At 73.3% G+C, this 17,627-nt stretch carries 13 protein-coding genes; 4 read left to right on the plus strand and 9 right to left on the minus strand.

Going from position 1 to position 17,627, the window contains the following annotated elements:
* Window position 1: 1 nt before the first annotated feature.
* The 4 genes from ACXR8F_RS16830 to ACXR8F_RS16845 are packed head-to-tail and all read right to left on the minus strand — an operon-like array spanning window position 2 to window position 3,009.
* A complete protein-coding gene (locus ACXR8F_RS16830) occupies window positions 2-742 on the minus strand; it encodes a TIGR03089 family protein (RefSeq protein ID WP_458802188.1) in 741 nt (246 codons plus the stop codon).
* Window positions 742-1,908 (minus strand): LCP family protein, encoded by a 1,167-nt coding sequence (locus ACXR8F_RS16835; protein WP_458802190.1) that lies wholly within the window; start codon window positions 1,906-1,908, stop codon window positions 742-744. Before ACXR8F_RS16835 ends, ACXR8F_RS16830 begins: the two co-directional genes overlap by 1 nt.
* Window positions 1,898-2,326 (minus strand): DUF2304 family protein, encoded by a 429-nt coding sequence (locus tag ACXR8F_RS16840; RefSeq protein ID WP_458802192.1) that lies wholly within the window; start codon window positions 2,324-2,326, stop codon window positions 1,898-1,900. The genes ACXR8F_RS16835 and ACXR8F_RS16840 overlap by 11 nt, the downstream gene beginning before the upstream one ends.
* Entirely contained in the window at window positions 2,323-3,009 is a 687-nt protein-coding gene (locus ACXR8F_RS16845) for a glycosyltransferase family 2 protein (RefSeq protein ID WP_458802194.1), read from the minus strand. Before ACXR8F_RS16845 ends, ACXR8F_RS16840 begins: the two co-directional genes overlap by 4 nt.
* A gap of 97 nt (window positions 3,010-3,106) precedes the next feature.
* Between ACXR8F_RS16845 and ACXR8F_RS16850 the strand changes: the two genes are divergently transcribed.
* Window positions 3,107-5,197 (plus strand): glycosyltransferase, encoded by a 2,091-nt coding sequence (locus ACXR8F_RS16850; RefSeq protein ID WP_458802196.1) that lies wholly within the window; start codon window positions 3,107-3,109, stop codon window positions 5,195-5,197.
* A 33-nt stretch (window positions 5,198-5,230) separates the two neighbouring features.
* Entirely contained in the window at window positions 5,231-6,196 is a 966-nt protein-coding gene (locus ACXR8F_RS16855; RefSeq protein WP_458802198.1) for a lysylphosphatidylglycerol synthase domain-containing protein, read from the plus strand.
* Window positions 6,197-6,216: 20 nt separating this feature from the next.
* Here ACXR8F_RS16855 and ACXR8F_RS16860 read toward each other — a convergent pair whose 3' ends face one another.
* Window positions 6,217-6,651, minus strand: coding sequence for a nitroreductase family deazaflavin-dependent oxidoreductase (locus ACXR8F_RS16860; RefSeq protein ID WP_458802259.1), 435 nt, complete (start codon window positions 6,649-6,651; stop codon window positions 6,217-6,219).
* Window positions 6,652-6,794: 143 nt separating this feature from the next.
* Entirely contained in the window at window positions 6,795-7,538 is a 744-nt protein-coding gene (locus ACXR8F_RS16865; protein WP_045192176.1) for a DUF3105 domain-containing protein, read from the minus strand.
* A gap of 145 nt (window positions 7,539-7,683) precedes the next feature.
* Between ACXR8F_RS16865 and ACXR8F_RS16870 the strand changes: the two genes are divergently transcribed.
* Window positions 7,684-8,619: a DNA-3-methyladenine glycosylase family protein gene (locus tag ACXR8F_RS16870; protein ID WP_458802200.1), complete on the plus strand. Its 936-nt coding sequence runs from the start codon at window positions 7,684-7,686 to the stop codon at window positions 8,617-8,619.
* 108 nt (window positions 8,620-8,727) lie between these two features.
* On the opposite strand, the gene ACXR8F_RS16875 is transcribed toward ACXR8F_RS16870, so the two are convergent.
* On the minus strand, window positions 8,728-10,803 hold the full coding sequence (locus ACXR8F_RS16875) for a PhoX family protein (RefSeq protein WP_458802202.1): 2,076 nt from the start codon (window positions 10,801-10,803) through the stop codon (window positions 8,728-8,730).
* Window positions 10,804-11,214: 411 nt separating this feature from the next.
* Here ACXR8F_RS16875 and ACXR8F_RS16880 point away from each other — a divergent pair, with 411 nt between their 5' ends.
* Window positions 11,215-12,159: a glycosyltransferase gene (locus ACXR8F_RS16880; RefSeq protein WP_458802204.1), complete on the plus strand. Its 945-nt coding sequence runs from the start codon at window positions 11,215-11,217 to the stop codon at window positions 12,157-12,159.
* On the opposite strand, the gene ACXR8F_RS16885 is transcribed toward ACXR8F_RS16880, so the two are convergent.
* On the minus strand, window positions 12,147-13,097 hold the full coding sequence (locus ACXR8F_RS16885; protein ID WP_045192172.1) for an acyl-CoA thioesterase: 951 nt from the start codon (window positions 13,095-13,097) through the stop codon (window positions 12,147-12,149). The two genes, ACXR8F_RS16880 and ACXR8F_RS16885, sit on opposite strands and share 13 nt — an antisense overlap.
* A gap of 74 nt (window positions 13,098-13,171) precedes the next feature.
* A complete protein-coding gene (locus ACXR8F_RS16890; protein ID WP_458802207.1) occupies window positions 13,172-17,473 on the minus strand; it encodes an FtsK/SpoIIIE domain-containing protein in 4,302 nt (1,433 codons plus the stop codon).
* Window positions 17,474-17,627: the final 154 nt, after the last annotated feature.

Below are 17,627 nucleotides of genomic sequence, written 5' to 3' on the forward strand. Positions count from 1 at the left end.
CTCAGGCGTCCTCGCGGACGTCGTGCGTGACGCCCTCCGAGGCGAAGCGGTCGGACAGGTCGTCGCGCGAGCCGCGCACGAGCACGACCGAGCCGCCCGCCGACCATGCCGCGAGGCTCTGACGGAGCACCCGGTCCAGGCCGCCCCCGACGACCACGCGTGGGGCCTCACCCCACGACGGGTCACCCTCGACGACGTCGCCGTATGCCGTCCCGCCGGCCTGCGAGCCCGGCCCGACGATCGCGACGTCGCCCGGCTCGGGGTCGGCCATGGGGGAGAAGAGGTCGCCGTGGGTGGAGAGCTCACGGGCCTCGTCGACCGCGCCGGGCGCCGACGCGGCCTCGGGGTGGCTGCGCGCGAGCGCGGGCAGGGCCACGAGCACCGTGTCGCCGCCGTGCGCGGCCGCGGCCTCCGGCGAGTGCGTGACGAGCACGTCGGCGCCGGACGCCTCGGCGCCGACCACGACGGTCGCGCCGACCGACCAGGTCGCGAGCGCCCAGTAGAGCGAGCGCCAGTGCGCGGGCAGGTCGAGGCCGACCGTCGTGCCGGGCCCGGCTGCAGCGTCGTCCTGCAGCAGGTTCGCGGCCTTGGACACCCAGTTCGCCAGCACCCGCGCGCTCAACTCGATGCGCTCGCCGGCGGTGGGGCCGGGCTCGTCGTCGTACCAGGTGAGGCGGGGACGGCCGGGGTCGGCCGCGAGCATCCGGGCCAGCACGTCGGCGGGCAGCAGGGGGGCGGTCATCAGCTGTTCTTCGCACCCTCGACGGTGGTGCCGGCCGGTGGCTCGGTCAGCGGCTCGTCGTCCTTGAGCGCCTTGAAGAGCGCCTTCGCCCGCTCCGTGTCCCACTTGATGGCGAGCGCGCCACCGCTGGTGCGGTAGGCGAGGTCGGAGGTCGGCACCGTCAGCGACAGGCCCTCGTCGTTGCTCACGGAGCGCATCGCCTGGAGCACGCGGACGGCGTCCATGATGCCGGTCTCACGGCCGACGGCCAGACCGGCGGCAGACGCGTCGGCGAAAGCCTTGTAGCGCCAAGGGATCAGGACCGTGGACGGCGTGGCTGCCTTCTTCATGAGGGCGCCGAGGAACTGGCGCTGGCGGGCGGCGCGCCCGATGTCGCCGAGGGGGTCCTCGTGGCGCGAGCGCACGTAGCCGAGGGCGTTGCCGCCGTCGAGGGTCTGGCACCCCTTCTTGAGGTCGATGCCCGCGAGCTTGTCCTTCATGTCGCGCGCGACGCACAGGTCGACGCCACCGACGCTGTCGACGACGCCCGCAAAGCCGCCGAGACCGATCTCGATGTAGCCGTCGACGTGGACGCCGGTGACCTGCTCGACGGTGTTCGTCAACAATTTCGGGCCACCCATCGCGTATGCGGCGTTGATCTTGTTGGAGCCGTGCCCCGGAACGGGGACGTACGAGTCGCGCGGCAGCGAGACCATGACCGGCTTGCCGCCGCTCTCCGAGACGTGCACGAGCATGATCGTGTCGGTGCGGTTGCCCTCGGCGTTGCCCGTCGCGTACTTCTTCCTCTGCGTTTTGGTCAGTCCCTCGCGACTGTCGGAACCGACGAGGAGGTAGTTGTACCCCGACGTGTCGGTGGGTCGCTCGCCCGAGGGGATGTTGTCGACCTTGGTCACGGCACCCCAGGCCTGCATCGGCACCCACACGAGGAAGCCGAGCCAGGCGAGGAGCAGCACGAGCAGCACGATGATGACGAACCGACCTCTGTGCCTGGGGCGGCGCGGCCCGCGATCGCCGTCGTGCCGGGCGGGGACGCCGTTGTCGGGCCGGCCGGCGCGCCGGTCGTCTGGCCCAGAAACGGTGGCGCGGCTTCCCGGGCTCTTGGCGCGGCGTCGGGTGTCGACGACGTAGGCGTCGTCGGGGCCGCTGGGGTTCTGTTCAATCGGCATCGGCGGCCTCCACGCTCGGGTGCGGTGGGACGTCGCCCGACACGGTGGCAGCAGAACCTGTCGACCTCGCGTGCTGGGCAGCCGGCACGGCCTCGTCGAGCGCGATCCGCCGGGCGAGGCGGGTGTAGCGGGTCTCCATCGCCCGGAACCGCTTGTACGTCGTCACGACGAAGCCGAGGAAGGCGACGACGAGGCCGTAGAGGATGAGGTCGGCGCCACGGCCGATGCCGAGCCAGTTCGCGAGCCGCGTCCACGTCCGGCTCGGGTCGACGATCGAGTAGACGGCAAGAGCGGCGAGGACGATGAGCCCGAGCCGCCGCACGGCCTGGGTGCGTTGGCCCGAGCCGACGAGCAGGCGCCACGCGACACCAAGCGTGCCGACGATGAGGAGGACCTGGATGAGGCTCTGCCTGCTCATCGCCACATCAGCTCCGCAAGGATGTTGACGGCGTTCCAGAGCGACTGCCCCTTGGCGCGAGAATAGTCTGTATACAGAATGTGGACCGGCTCCTCCGCGTAGCTGACTGGTTCACCGTCGAAACGCATCGCCCCGATCTGGGACACGATCTCGGAAGCGTGCGCCATCCGGTTCTGGGTGATGTCAAGTCGCTCCACAACTTGGCGATCGATGACGCGTAGGCCATTGTGGGCATCGGTCAGGCGAGTGCCGGTGGTGGCGTTCGTGTAGGTTACAGCGGCCCGCAGGACGAGTCTCTTGAGAGCAGTGGCCTCGGTTCGCTCGTCGAGGAACCGCGAGCCGAAGACCACGCGCACGTCACCGCCGCGGATGCGTTCGAGCATGACCTCGACGTCGTGGATCTGGTGCTGGCCATCCGCGTCGTAGGTGACGACGTAGCGCATGGCCGGGTCGCTCAAGGCGTAGTCGAACCCGGTCTGGAGCGCTGCGCCCTGACCGAGGTTGACGGGATGGCGCACCACGGCCGCCCCCGCCTGCTCAGCACAATCCGCCGAGGCGTCACGCGATCCGTCGTCGACGCACACGATCTTCGGAAAGACAGGAAGGGCTTTCGCCACTACGTCGCCGATCACGGGTGCTTCATTGTAGAGCGGCACCACCAGCCACACGTCCTCGTTCTGCATGCGCCCAGCCTAGAGCGGTCGGGGTGCCCCGCCCGACACGCGACGTGAGTGGGGAGCGCGCCCGACGGCGTACGCGTGGAACTAGAGTCGGGGGACCATGACGGACGCGTTGTCACACGGCCCCCTGCCGGGAGCCGGCCAGGCTCGGGATGAGGCTCCCGACAACACGGGGTCGGCCGCGCTGCGCATCGCGATCGTCGGCCCGAGCCACCCGCACAAGGGCGGTGTCGCCGCCCACACGACGATGCTCGCCCACCACCTCGCCGACGCCGGCCACGACGTCACGCTCGTGTCGTGGGCGCACCTCTACCCGTCGAAGCTGCACCACGCCGACGCGACGGTGCCCGACGGCGTGCCCGAGGTGACGCCGTTCCCCAGGACCATCCGGGCGCTCAGCTGGGCGCGGCCCGACACGTGGGTGCGGGCGGGGCGCCGGCTGCGTGACGTCGACGCCATCCTCGTCGTGCACGTGATGCCCGCCGTCGTCCCTGCCCACCTGGCCCTGCTGCGCGCGGCCGGTGCGGTGCCGGGTGCGGCACGACCTCGTCCGCAGTCGGTGGTCGTGTGCCACAACGTGCTCCCGCACGAGCCGCACGCCGGCGACGCCCGGCTCATGTCGCTGCTCTTCGCGCGGGTCGACTCGGTGCTCGTGCACAGCACCGACCAGGCGCGGGTGGCCCACGACTTCGGCGCTCGCCGCGTCTCGGTGGCCGACCTGCCCCCGCACCTGCCCGGCGGCGACCCGATCTCGCGCGACCCCCGCCCCGGCCCCACCCGGCTGCTCGCCCTCGGGCTCATCCGCGAGTACAAGGGCATCGACGTGCTCCTGCGCGCGATGCGCACCGTGCCGGAGGTGACGCTCACCATCGCCGGCGAGATCTGGGGCGCCAACCGTGGCGTCATCAGCCGGCTCGCGTCGGACCCGGCGCTCGCCGGCCGGGTCGAGATCCGCGACGGCTACGTGCCGGCCGACGCGCTGGCCTCGCTCCTCGCCGACCACGACGTGCTCGCGCTGCCGTACCGCTCGGCGACGGCCTCGCAGAACGTCATCCTCGGCCACGCACACGGCCTGCCGGTGCTCGCATCCGACATCTCGCCCTTCTCGCAGCAGGTCGACGACGGTGTCAACGGCCTGCTCGTGCCGCCGGAGGACGAGCGGGCGCTCGCGGGTGCACTGCGCCGTCTCGGCGACCCGGAGGTACGCCGCCGGCTGGCCGAGGGGGTCCAGACGCCCGACCTGTCCGGTCCGTGGGCGCACTACCTCGGCACGGTCGAGGCGCTGTCGTTCGACGAGAGCGCCCTCCTGCCCGAGCCGGAGCCGTACGCCGTCGTGTCGGGTGAGCCGGACGACGTCGACCCGCCGCACGACGAGCTCGACGACGACCTCGACGACGACCTCGACGACGACCCCGACGAGAGGGCGGAGGGCGGCCCCTCCTCGGTCGCCCGGCGGGCGGCCGTGCGGGTGGCCGCGCGCGCCGTGCGCCTGGGTCGTCGCGCCCGGCGCACCGCCTCGCACGCCGTGGCCTCCCGGCGCCCGCTCGTCGAGCTGCGACCCGACGACCTGCCCGACTGGGTGCTCGCGACCGACGTGCTCGGCGAGCCCGACGAGGCCGACGACGCCCGGCGCCTCGCCCGCCTGCTCGGGCTGCCCCGCTCGCTCGACAGCGTCTCGGCGTGGGCTGCGCTCGGGGCCTTGGCGGCGATCGTCCGCGTGCGCGACGACGGTCGCCGCAGCGCCGTCATCGTCGACGAGGGCGGCACCCGCTCGCTGCTCTCGCGGTGGGCCCGTGCGGTCGGCTTCGCACCGGTGGAGATCGACTTCACCGGCAGCCACCCGAGCGTCGCCGCGCTCGACGTCGACACCGGCTCGCTCGACGTCATCGTGCGGATCCACCCGGACGGCTGCGACGCCGGCGACGTCGACCACGTGCTCGAGCAGGCGTCCTGGGCACTGCGGTCGGGCGGACTGCTCGTGGTGACGATCCCGATCGGGCCGCGAGCCGTCGAGGGCGCCGTCGGTCCCGCCGACGTGCGCGGCATCCTCGCGCGGGCCCACGACCTCGGCTTCGTGCTCGTCGGCGACCTCGACGGAGACGTCAACGCCCGCATGCGCGACGCCGCGGCGCGCGCGCGGGCCGACGACGCGGCATACGGCCTCGTGCGCCTGACCCTGCGCCGGCGCTGAGGCGCTCGAGGACCCTGCGATGATGGTGACGACATGAGCCGACAGAAGATCATCACCGTGCTGCGTGTCGGCATCGCCGTCGTCACCCTCGCGGCTGTCGTCTACGCGGTCGTGCGCAACTGGGCCGACATGTCGGTCCACCTCGACAAGATCTCGTGGGCCACCTTCGCCTGGTCAACGCTCGCGGCCGCGGTCGGCACGTGGCTGACGATGATCGGCTGGAAGACGCTGCTGGCCGACCTCGGCTCCGACCTGCATCTCGCGCCCGCGTCAGGCGTCTACTTCGTCGGGCAGCTCGGCAAGTACCTGCCGGGCTCGCTCTGGTCGGTGCTCGTGCAGGCCGACATGGCGAGCGCCCTCAAGGTGCCTCGCCGGCGCACCGCGGTGACGGGGCTGCTGGCCCTCGGCCTGGCGCTCGCCACCGGCTTCCTCGTCGGGTTGCCGGCGGCCTCCTACCTGCTCACGCGAACCTCGTCCGGCTTCGACTGGTGGCTGCTGCTCGGCATCCCGATCCTCGTCGTGCTGTGCGTGCCGAGGCTGCTCAACGCCCTCATCGCCCGCATGCTGAAGACGCTGCGGCGCGACCCGCTCGAGCACGACCTGTCGGGGGGCGCCGTGCTGCGCGCCGTCGTCATCTTCGTGCTGGTCTGGGTCGCCTTCGGCGTGCACACCCTGTTGCTCGCTCGGGCCGTCGCCGGCGAGGGTGCCCACCCCGACCTCACCACGGCGGCGATGACGGGCTACGCCCTGTCGGTCTCGCTCGGCATGCTCACGGTCGTGCTGCCCGCCGGCCTGGGCGCGCGTGAGGGTCTGCTCACGCTGATCCTGTCGACGGCGATCCCGACGCCGGCTGCTGCCGCCGTCGCGATCATGTCGCGCTTCATCGTCACCGTCGTCGACGTGCTCGCCGCCCTCGGCGGGTGGCTGTACGCGCGCTCGCACCACCTGCTGCGGCAGCGGCAGTCCGAGGCCGAGCAGGTCGACGACCTGTCGGTCTGAGCCCCGGGTCTGGTCGTGGCTCAGACGCGCTCGAGGACGAAGACGGGGATGAGCCGGTCGGTCTTCGTCTGGTACTCCGCGTAGGGCGGGAAGGCGGCGACGCAGCGCTCCCACCACTGCTCGCGCTCCTCACCCGTGAGCTCGCGGGCACGCGCCGGCCACGTCTCGGTGCCGACCTGGAGGTCGATGTCGGGGTGCGCCTGCAGGTTGCGGTACCACTTCGGGTGCTCGGGTGCGCCGCCCTGGCTCGCCACGGCGGCGAAGTCCCCGTCGTGCTCGACCCGCATGAGCGGCACCTTGCGCACCTTGCCGCTCTTCCTCCCGCGCATCGTCAACAGCACGACGGGCCGGTTCTGGATGTGCACGGACTCGGTGGTGCCGGTGCGCTCGATCTCCTCGACCTGCTTGCGCACCCAGTCGCTCGGGCTCGGGAGGTACTCGCCGGTGATCGTCATGAAGGCGACAACCATCGCGAATGCACCTCTTGTTCCCGCCGCGAGCACACCGAAGGCCCCCGGTCGGGAACCGGGGGCCTTCACTGGACGGCGTCGGACGGCGTCGGACGGCGTCAGGCCGCGTCAGCCGGCGTCAGGCCGCGTCAGGCCGCGCCGGGCTCGGGAGCCGAGCTCCACGGGTGCTTCTTGACGAAGTCCTCGACGACGGCCGTGTTGAGGCCGCCGCACAGCTGGCGGTGGCCCTTCTGGTTCGAGACCTTGCCGCTGGCCTGGTCGTAGTCGGCGGACCAGTGCGACAGGGCGTACTTCTTGCCCTCGGGGAAGGCGCCGTAGGCCGGGTCCCACGGGCTGATGATGAACTTGTTCGCCGACTCCTTCATCGCGTTGACCTTCGTGCTGAGCGCCTCGAAGCTCGCGGCCTGCTCCTTCTCCACCGAGCGGTCGTACCAGAGGATCGTGTAGCCGTGCTCGAGGTTGTGCACGAGCGTCTCGATCTTGGGGGCGTCGGCGACGGTGTAGACCCTGCGCTTGTCGACGGCCGGCACGGCGAAGTGCTGGCCGCTCGAGGGCGGCACGGTGGCGTACTGGATCTTCGTGACGTCCGCCTTGTTCGTGCCCGGCCCGACGTGGTCGCTGGAGCCGCTCGCGGCGTCGTCGGTGACGGGGTCGCAGGAGGCCGCGGCGATGTCGCCGCTGATGCTCTGGAGCGCCTCGGCCTTCTTGTTCTGCTCGCCGACGATCGCCCAGGCGACGGCGCCGCCGATGATCGCGATGACGGCGACGCAGGCGCCGATCACGACGAAGAGCCGGCGACGCTCGGCCTTCTTCTGTGCTGCCTGCATCTGGGCGACGCGCTCGCGGCGGTCTCGGCTCGTCTCGCGGGCCATCGTTCCTCTTCCTGTGGGCTCTCGGTCTGCCGGTCCGGTCGGCCGGCGGGGCTGAGGTCGGGCGGTGCAGGTGTGAGTTGCGTGTGCCGACGGGCCGTTGTCGTCTCGTTCAACGACCGAGGCGAGTGTAAGCGAGGATGTTGTGATGACCGCACCCGTGACCGCCCCCGTCACCAGGGTCTGGCGCAGCGAGCGCGAGATCTCCCTGCGCGGCCAGCTCGGAGCGTTCCGTCGCGGCGGTGGCGACCCGACGTCCCGTTTCTCCCGCGAGGGCTCGGCCACGCGCGCCGTGCAGACGCCCGAGGGGGTGGGCACCCTCCACCTCGTGTGCCGTCCCGGCGACTCCGAGGTGCACGCGCACGCCTGGGGGCCGGGCGGGCCGTGGCTGCTCGAGTCGGTGCCGGCGCTGCTGGGCGAGGAGGACGACCCGACCGGGTTCGTGCCGCACCACGACCTCGTCGCGGAGGCGTGGCGCCGGTTCCCGCACTGGCGCGTGCCGCGTTCCGCGCTCGTCTTCGACGCGCTCGCCCCCGCGGTCATCGAGCAGAAGGTCACGGGTCAGGAGGCCTTCGCCGGCTACCGCACGCTCGTGCGGCGCTTCGGCGAGGTTGCGCCGGGGCCGTTCCCTGGGCTGATGGCGCCGCCGACACCGGCCGGGTGGGCGGCCATCCCGTCGTGGGCGTGGCTTCAGGCCTCGGTCGACGGGGCGCGCTCGCGCACCGTCGTGCGCGCCGCCGGGTATGCCGGCCGGCTCGAGGAGGGCGCACGCGTGTCGGTCGCGGAGGCGCAGCGTCGCCTGCGCGCCCTGCCGGGCATCGGGGTGTGGACGTGCGCGGAGGTGGCGCAGCGCGCGCTGGGCGACCCCGACTCCGTCTCGTTCGGCGACTACCACGTGGCCAAGGACATCGGCTGGGCCCTCACCGGGACGCCCGTGGACGACGACGGCCTCGCCGAGCTGCTCGAGCCGTACCGCGGGCACCGCTACCGGGTGCAGCAGCTGCTCGGGATGGCCGGGCACCACCGCCCCCGCCGCGGGCCGCGCATGGCGCCGCGCACCCACCTGCCGACACGCATCCGCTGAGCCGGGCGGCATACGCGACCAGGCGGCATACGTCACCGGGCGTGCGAAGGCCCGACACCCCCCGTGAGGTGCCGGGCCCCCGCGGTCAGGCGAGCCGGGAGCGGTGGCTCACCTGCGGTAGGAGACGACGACGCTCGGGCGCGGGAAGCCGTCGGTGTGCGGCCACGTGCTCGACGGCGTCTCGAAGGTGGCGCCGTCGGTCTCGCCGGGGTGCTGGACCGCGATGAAGACGGACAGCTGGTCCTCGGTGACGAGCGGGCCGCAGGTCTCGGCGCCGAAGGGCACGGTGAGGAACTGCTCGACCCTGCCGCGGTCGGGGCCCGAGACGGGCACGCGGAAGAGACCGTCGTTCGAGCCGAGCACGTTGCCGTCGGTCGAGATCCAGAGGTTGCCGACCGCGTCGAAGGCGACGTTGTCGGGGCAGCTGATCGGGCTGACCTTCGACTTGTCGTAGCCGGCGAAGTAGGTCTCGGGGGCCTCGGGGTCACCGCAGACGAGGAAGAGGTCCCACGTGAACTTCGTTGCGGTGTGGTCGTTCCCGAGCTCGGTGAGCTCGAGCACGTAGCCGTTGCGGTTGCCCGACTTGCTCGTCAGCGGGGCGCCGAGGGCCGAGCGGACCATGCTCGAGCCGAGCGGGTTGGTCTCGTCGGTCGGGTACTTCACACCGCGGTCGGAGTTGTTGGTGAGGGCGGCGTAGATCTTGCCGTTGACCGGGTTGGGCTCGACGTCCTCCGGACGGTCCATCTTCGTCGGGCCGACGGTGTCGGCGGCGAGGCGCGTGTTGACCAGCACCTCGGCGACGCTCATGCCGGGGACGAACGAGGTCGTGTCGGACGTCAGGGCGACCCAGGTGCCGGCACCGTCGAACTCGCCGTCGCCGGCCCCGTCACCGACGAACTTCGCGACGTAGAGCGTGCCCTTCGTCAGGAGCGCCTTGTTGTGGGTGCGGGCCGAACGTGAGTCACCCGTGCGGAAGCGGTCGGCCGAGACGAACTTGTAGAGGTAGTCGCCGCGCTCGTCGTCGCCCATGTACGCCACCGCGTGGCCGTCGTCGGAGATCGTGACGTTCGCGCCCTCGTGCTTGAAGCGACCGAGCATCGTCTGCTTGACCGGTGTCGAGCCGGGCTCGTAGGGGTCGACCTCGACGACCCAGCCGAAGCGGTAGGCCTCGTGCGGGTGCTTCGCGAGGTCGAAGCGCTCGTCGACGCTGGACCAGCCGCGGTTCGTCGCGGCCGCGGTGGCGAGGCCGTAGCGCTTGAACGAGGTCGCGTTCGCGGCGTCGACCGGGCCGGAGGCGTCGAAGTAGCCGTTGAAGTTCTCCTCGCCCGACAGGACCGTGCCCCACGGGGTCGTGCCGCCGGCGCAGTTGCCGAAGGTGCCGAGCACGCGGGTGCCGGTCGGGTCGGCGGCCGTGCGGAGCAGCTCGTGCCCGGCCGCCGGGCCGCGGAAGGCGAACTCGGTGTGCACGGTGATGCGGCGGTTGTGCTTCGCGCGGTGGTGGTCCGAGCGGATCCACGAGCCCTTGGCGCGGCCGCGCTCGATGGTGACGACAGCCATGCCGTGGGCCGCCATCGCGATCTTCTTGATCGTCGCGTCGTCGTACTCGCCCGTCGGGAACATGAGGTTCTCGTCGGTGTACTCGTGGTTGGTCACGAGCAGGGCGCTGCGGCCGCTGAGCGGCAGCACGCCGACGTAGTCGTTGTTGTAGCCGAACTGCAGGGCCTGCGCCTCGGGCGTCTGCGCGTGCACGTCGAAGCGCGGCGCGCCGGCCTCGACCGGGTCACCCCAGCGGATGACGACGTTGTGCGTGAACTGCGGCGCGTTGGTCACCGCGTCCGCACGGTTCGGGGCGACGGGCGTGAACGCGGCGCGGCCGACGTCTCGCGTACGGCCCGCGGCGGCGCCGGCGGCTGCAGGCGTGGGGGCAGCCGTGGTTGCAGCGGCCGCCGGAGCCGCGGCTGCGACGCCCGTGAGGCCGCCGACGACGAGGGCTCCGGCACCGAGGCCTCCCTTGAGGACCGACCGGCGGGCGAGGGCACCCTCGACGAGGTCGCGCATCCTGGGGTTGTCGGACTGGTTCGGCACGGGCGCGTCGCACGCGTCGTTGCAGCGGTAGTGACACGTCATACGGCTGCGCGAGCCGTGGCGCGGCGTCGCGACCAGGGGCAGAAGCCTGGGGGTCATGTGAGTGCTCCTTGTGCGGGCGGGTCGAGGGGCGCGGGTTCGGCACCGCGCGGACCGCTCGTGACGCTAGGGCTCGCGCGGTCGCTCGCCGGTGCTCCTGCAGTGGCCATCAGGTGAACTCCGCGTGACCGCTTCGGGCCCGCGACCCTGCCCCGCGGTGCGACCCTGGGCCATGCGCGTCCTGTTCTCGACGACGGCAGGCACCGGCCACTTCACGCCGATGGTGCCGCTCGCGCGGGCGTGCGCGGCGGCCGGTCACGAGGTACGCGTGGCCGCACCGGAGTCGTTCGCGAGCCACGTGGCCCGCGCCGGCCTGGACCACGCCCCGTTCGACGACGTCGACCCAGAGGTCATGGGTGCGGTGTTCGCCGGTCTCTCGTCCGTGTCGCCCGACCTCGCCAACTCACCGTCGTGCGCGACGTCTTCGGCCGTCTCGACGCCCAGTCGGCCCTCCCGAGAGTGCGCGACCTCGTCGACGAGTGGCGCCCTGACGTCGTGCTGCGTGAGCCGTGCGAGTTCGGGTCGCTCGCGGCGGCCGAGCGTGCGGGGGTGCCGCACGCCGAGGTGGCGATCGGGATGGGCCGGATGCGGGAGTGGGTGGGGGAGCAGCTCGACGAGCCACTGGGCGAGCTGGACGAGATCGTGGGTCTGCCCGCAGGCACGTGCACCGCCGCCGCGGCGTCGGCCCGTGTCTTCACGTCGGTGCCCGCCGGGCTCGACGACGCCGGCTCCGCAGCGCCTGCCGAGTCACGCGCTGCGGTCGTGCGGTTCCGCAACGGGTCGGCCCGGAGCCGAACGGGCTCGCTGCCGGCGACCTGGGGCGACCCCGACCAGCCGCTGGTCTACGTCTCGTTCGGTTCGGTGACGGCCGGCTTCGCCGAGCTCGGCACCGTGTTCCGTGGGTCGCTCGACGCCCTCGCAGGCCTGCCGGTGCGCGTGCTCCTCACGAGCGGGCAGGCCGGCGAACCGAAGTCGCTGCACCCCTGGCCGGCCAACGCGTACGTCGCCAAGTGGTGGCCGCAGGAGGACGTCATGCCGCTCGCGGGGGCGATGGTCGGACACGGTGGCTTCGGGACGACGATGGCCGCCCTCGCGGCCGGGGTGCCCCAGGTGGTCGTGCCGCTCTTCGCGGCCGACCAGGAGGCCAACGCCGCCCGGATCGAGCAGGCCGGCGCGGGCGTCCGGCTCGGTGGTCGCACGGACGCCGTGACCGAGCTCGCGGCGGCCGTCGAGCGGGTGCTGGGCGACGACGGGTCGCGCGCTGCCGCTGGTGCCCTGGCCGACCAGATCGACGCGTTGCCCGACGTCTCCGAGGTCGTCCCCGCCGTCGAACGCCTCGCCACTCAGGGGATGTGACGCTCGGCGTCGACCCTGTTGCGCATCTGCACCAGCGCGAGGGCGTGGTCGCGCAGGGCGACGTCCTCCTCGCTCACCGGGGTCCACGGCTTGGCGGGCACGGCGTTGCCGTCGTCGTCGAGCGGGACGAAGACGATGAGCGAGTGGGTGGTGAGGGCGAGCTCGCCCGTGGCGGGGTCGCCCGAGCGCACGTGGACGCTGACGTGCATGCTCGACGTTCCGGTCAGCAGCAGCCTGGCCTCGACCTCGACGACGTGGCCGATGCGGAGCGGGCGGTAGAAGCGCACGCCACCGGCGTAGACCGCGACGTTGGCAGCCGACCCCGTCCACTGCGTGGCGAGCACGTGGGCAGCCTCGTCGATCCAGCGCATGACGATGCCGCCGTGCACCTTGCCGCCCCAGTTGACGTCGGTCGGGGCGGCGAGGAAGCGCAGCACGACGCGTGGGGCGGTGCCGGCGTCGCTGTAGGTCTGGGCCGCCATCGCGTCGGCGATCTCGCTGCGCAGGGCGATCCGCTTGACGGCGCTCTGCTGCCACTCCCGGTCGTGGTCGTCCTCGGCGACGAGCTGCGGCACGGGGATCGGCCTGCCGTTCTCGTCGACGGCGACGAAGACCATGATGCAGTCGGTCGTCGGCTGCAGGTCGACCTCCTTGGGGTTGCCCGCGGCGACCGTCACGTGGATGTGCATGCTCGTCGTGCCGGTGTGGACGACCCGCGCGGTGGCCTCGACGAGGTCGCCGACCTCGACCGGGCGTGAGAAGCGCACGTTGCCGACGTATGCCGTGACGCTGTAGGTGCCGCTCCATCCCGCGGCCGCCGCGTAGCCGGCCTTGTCGATCCACTCGAGCACGCGGCCGCCGCCCACGGTGCCGGAGTAGCCGGCGTCGGTCGGGGCCGCGAGGAAGCGCAGGGTGATCTCTCGGGCACGGCGCGGCATGGTGGTCCTCCTCGGGCCGGGTGTTGGGAGAACACTGGCAGAGCCGCACCCCCGGCGGCGGGGATGCTCGCTCCTCAGACCGGCAGTGCCGGCTCGCGGGTGAGCGGAGTCGTGACGAGGCCCGTCAGGCCGACCTGCACCGGCTCGGCGATGCCGTCGAGCACGAGGTAGCCGCGCCCGGGCCTGCGCTCGACCGGCACGTCGAGGCGCGTCCCGAGCACGTCGCCGTCGCTGGGCGTGCTGGGCTGGAGCAGCAGGCCGCACCCGTCGCGCGCGACCTCCGGGACGAGCCCCCGGAACGCCGCGTTGGCCCGGGCGAGGTCTGCGCCGAGGGCGACGAGTCCGTGGGTGGGGTCGACGAGGCGGGTGGCCTCGACGAGCGCGGCCTCGACGGGGCTGCCGTCGACGGCCTCCGCGTCGTCGACGAGGAGGCACAGGTCGGGATGGAGCCGGCGAGCCGCCACCAGCTCGGCGGCGTCGTGCTGCGAGAGGTGGGGCAGCCCCTGCGCCCTGGCCCAGTCCGAGAGGGGTGAGCGGCGGGGGCAGACGGTGAGCACGGATCGTCCGCGGGCCACGAGCGCCTCGCCGATGGTGACCAGCGCGGACGAACGCCCGGACCGGCCGGGACCGGCGACCAGCAGACGACGCACCGTCCCGAGCGGGAGGGCCAGCGGGCTTGCAGCGTCCCCGCCGACACCGAGGACGACATGGTCGGGACCACCCAGCATCGGGGTCGAGCCGACCCGGTCGGGCAGAGCCCTGATCTGCCACGGAAGACCGGCTGCGGCGGTGTCAGGTCGCAAGGCCCGGGCCGCCCGGTCGATGGCCTCGCTCGTGTCGCGGGCCGACGGGCCGGCGCCGGGGTGGGCCAGCTGCACGTCGTGTCCGGTGAGCACGTCGACGGCCCTGCCTGCTGGCCGCCCGGCCGACACCTGGGCCGGGGTGAGGCCGGCGAGCACGAGGTCGAGCGGGTCGGGCATCTGCAGGACGAGCCTCCTCGCGAGCAGCCCCGGCAGGCGACCCGAGACGACGGCCCGGCCCCCGGCCACGACGAACTGCACTCCCGCAGAGGGACCGTCGCGCAGCAGCCGGTGCAGGGCGTCGACGGTGGCGCCGTGGTCGACTGCGCCCAGCGACTCCTCGAGGGAGTCCCATCCGTCGACGAGCACGATCGTGTGGCGAGCCCGCTGCTCCTCACCGTCGACCGCACCGTCGACCAGGCGGCCGAGTCGCGCGATGAGCCGACGGCACAGTGCCGCGTCGGTGCCGTCGGCGACGGTGCCCACGTGCGGCAGGTCGCGGAGGCCCGAGCACGGGCCGGCCATGCCCTGCAGCACGTGCACGTGGACGTCGGTGGGCGCGAAACGCTGTGCGAGGCCCAGGGCCAGCGCGACGAGAGTCGTCGACCGGCCGCTGCGAGGGCCGCCCGCGAGGCCGAGGTGCTGCCCGTCACCCACCTGCCACACGTACGGCTCGCGCCGCTGCTCGGACGGGAGGTCGGCCACACCCAGCGGCACGCCGGACGCGCCAGTCGAGTGTCCCGGCAGCGCGGTGACGGGCAGCGCGGTGACGGGCAGCGCCGACGGCAGGGGCGGCAACCACGGGGGAGGGCCCGGAGCGATGCCCAGCCGGGCAGCGGCCGCGACTGCGGCGTCCACGACCGCGGTCAGCTCGGTCGCGGGACCGACGGCCGCTCCGCCTGCGAGAAGGGGAAAGGTTGCCTGCGCCAGCAGGTCGCGGCGGACCACCCGCGGCCGGTCGGGGGAGGTGCTCGGCTCGCGCACCGTGCCGCCGAGGTAGGCCGCCTGCACCGGGGTGAGCGCGTCGTCGCCGGCCCTGATGCACGCCCTCCCGGGTGAGCGGGGGTCGAGGGAGGCGGCGTCGGGGGCGTCGATGACGTCGACGCTGTCGCTGCGGTCGCGCACGCGCAGCGCGATGCGCAGGGCGACGTTGGCGCGCATGTCGGCGGAGACGATCCCGGCTGGGCGCTGCGTGGCGAGCACGAGGTGCAGGCCGAGCGACCGACCCAGCGCCGCAACCCGCACGAGTCCGCTCACGAAGTCGGGGAACTCGTCGGCGAGGGCCTTGAACTCGTCGACGACGATGACGAGGCGCCCGAGCGAAGGACGCTCCCCGCGTACGGAAGCCGCACGACGGAAGTCGTCGAGGTCCTTGGCGCCCGCCTCGGCGAGCAGGCGCTCGCGGCGCTTCATCTCGGCATCGAGGGAGGTGAGAGCGCGGGCGGTGAGGCCCGCGTCGAGATCGGTGACGAGTCCGACGGTGTGTGGCAGCCGGGCGCAGTCGCTGAAGGCCGACCCGCCCTTGTAGTCCACGAGGACGAAGGCGAGGTCGTCGGGCCGGCTCGTCACGGCGAGACCCGTCACGAGGGTCTGGAGCAGCTCGGACTTGCCCGAGCCGGTCGTGCCGCCGATCAGCACGTGCGGGCCGTCTGCTGCGAGATCGATGCGGAGCTGCCCCTGGGGCGTGCGGCCCACGAGGGCAGAAGGCACTCCGCTGCCGCCCGCCCAGGACGCGGCCAGCCCCTCGGGGGTGACGGCGTCGACGCCCGCCTGCCGGTGCAGCCCGACGAAGGACACCGCGCGAGGAAGGGCGACGGAACCTGCGTCGGGGGTCGCGTCGACGAGCGGCGCCATGGCGCGGCACACACCTTCCAGCCAGCCCAGCGACGGCAGGTCGGGAACGATGTCGTCGAGGCGACCGGAGTCGGCCCGCATCGTGGCCCGCAGACCCGTCGCGTCGACCTCGACGACGGCCCTCGACTCCGTCGGCAGGGAGGTCACGTCGTCGTCGACGCAGAGAAACGCGAGGCCGAAGGGCGGGCCGTCGACCAGCAGGTCCGAGACCCCGGGCACGGCCCGGAGCGCGCTTGCGCCGTCGAGCACGACCACGACGTCCGCGGTGCGGCTCGTGTCGAGGGTCCACCGTTCCTCACGAGCCGCGCGACGGCTCTCCACCAGGGTGCGCAGCGCCTCGACGTGGACGCCCACGTCGGCGGCTCCGCCCGCGATGCGCGGAGCGGCCTCGTCGGCGTCCGCCGCGTGGGGCAGCTGGGCGGCCCACTCCCAGTCCCGGGCCGTCTCGGGCGAGGCGGCCAGCACGTGCAGGGAGAGCCGTCGCGGCGTGTGCCACGCGGCGACCTGCAGCGCGAGGCCACCGGCCAGCGGGAGAGCGTGCCTCCGGGGCCCGGCGATACCGACGACCCCGGACCCTCCGAGATCGACGAGGGCCGGCACGTCGTCCACCTCGGGAAGGGCGTCGACCGCGTCGCCCTGCAGCTCGACGCGCGCCGGCTGTCGCGCCGTGCCGAGGCGCAGCACGAGGTGGTCGGGGTCGCCGGGGCGGCGCTCCCACAGCCGCGTGGCGCGCCGTCGCACGGTCGCCTCCACGTGGCCGAGGTCCGGGTGCTCCCGCCGTCGCCTCCCCGCGTCGTCGCGGGCGGCCAGCTCGAGGTCACGTCGCGCCTGCCTGAGCGCCGCGGCGTGCTCCTTGAGCTGACGCCGATGCGTGGTGCGGCCGGCCCTCCGGTCGCTCCACCACTGCCCGAGGAGCAGCACCGGAGACATGAGGGCGAAGAGCAGCAGCGCGGGGGAGGAGAGCGCCACGGCCAGCACGGCCGAGAGCACCAGTGGCGCGGACGACGCGAGGAGCGGCATCCGGCCGTGCTCCGGGCGCGTGGGCGCCGTCTGGAACGTGACAGTCGCGGGAGGGCGGGGGTCGACGAAGCGGGGCCGGCGGTGGATGCGCACCCTCCCGTCGACGATCTCGTGGTGACCGGGTCGCACGTCGACGGCTCCCAGCACCACGGTGGTGGAGCCCAGTCGGAGGTGCTGCCCCTCGCCGAGCGTCGCGCCCTCCGTTGGCAAGGGGACCCCGTCGACGCGGGAGGGGTTCGTCGTGCCGAGGTCGCGCACGCGTACGCCCTCGGCGCTCACGTCGACCACGGCGTGGGCTCGCGAGACGCCGGGGTCGTCGAGGCGGACGTCCGCCGAGGCCGCGCGGCCCACCAGGTGGCCGCCGCGGCCGAGACGGATGAGCCGTCCGGCGCCGTTGCCGCTGACCACCCGCAGATCCACCGCGCGTCCGTCGCGCCCCCGGGGCCGCTCGGGCTCGTGACTCGTCACCGTGAGCAGGGCTCCACGGACCAGCGGGAGCTCACCGACGCGGTGCTCGTCGCGCACGGCGACGCCATCGACGATGAACGTTGCGCGCCCGCCGGACCCCGCCTCCCAGCCCACGGCCGCGGCCAGCGGGGTGCGCACCTCGGCGAACGGGGTGCCGACCGCGGCCTCGATCGTGGCGTGGCGGGGGCGGGTGCCCAGGTGCTCGGGGTCGATGACGGTCACCGTCAGCCGCACGTGTGCCTCCTCGTGTCCCGACCATCACAGCGCTTCCTCGCCCGGCGCCTGCCGGCTCGTGCACAGCTGTGGACGGCGAGCGACGCCCTACGGCGCCGGACGCTACGGTGTCGCGCCCCTCGCCGGTTGCGCGGTGGCGCGGCTGTGGATGACC

It is taken from the genome of Terrabacter sp. AAH1 (assembly GCF_054456855.1).

Excerpts from the sequence above, each read along its gene's own strand:
- ACXR8F_RS16830 (WP_458802188.1), bottom strand. The coding sequence starts at position 742 with ATGACCGCCCCCCTGCTGCCCGCCGACGTGCTGGCCCGGATGCTCGCG.
- ACXR8F_RS16835 (WP_458802190.1), bottom strand. The coding sequence starts at position 1,908 with ATGCCGATTGAACAGAACCCCAGCGGCCCCGACGACGCCTACGTCGTC.
- ACXR8F_RS16840 (WP_458802192.1), bottom strand. The coding sequence starts at position 2,326 with ATGAGCAGGCAGAGCCTCATCCAGGTCCTCCTCATCGTCGGCACGCTT.
- ACXR8F_RS16845 (WP_458802194.1), bottom strand. The coding sequence starts at position 3,009 with ATGCAGAACGAGGACGTGTGGCTGGTGGTGCCGCTCTACAATGAAGCA.
- ACXR8F_RS16850 (WP_458802196.1), top strand. The coding sequence starts at position 3,107 with ATGACGGACGCGTTGTCACACGGCCCCCTGCCGGGAGCCGGCCAGGCT.
- ACXR8F_RS16855 (WP_458802198.1), top strand. The coding sequence starts at position 5,231 with ATGAGCCGACAGAAGATCATCACCGTGCTGCGTGTCGGCATCGCCGTC.
- ACXR8F_RS16860 (WP_458802259.1), bottom strand. The coding sequence starts at position 6,651 with ATGACGATCACCGGCGAGTACCTCCCGAGCCCGAGCGACTGGGTGCGC.
- ACXR8F_RS16865 (WP_045192176.1), bottom strand. The coding sequence starts at position 7,538 with ATGGCCCGCGAGACGAGCCGAGACCGCCGCGAGCGCGTCGCCCAGATG.
- ACXR8F_RS16870 (WP_458802200.1), top strand. The coding sequence starts at position 7,684 with ATGACCGCACCCGTGACCGCCCCCGTCACCAGGGTCTGGCGCAGCGAG.
- ACXR8F_RS16875 (WP_458802202.1), bottom strand. The coding sequence starts at position 10,803 with ATGACCCCCAGGCTTCTGCCCCTGGTCGCGACGCCGCGCCACGGCTCG.
- ACXR8F_RS16885 (WP_045192172.1), bottom strand. The coding sequence starts at position 13,097 with ATGCCGCGCCGTGCCCGAGAGATCACCCTGCGCTTCCTCGCGGCCCCG.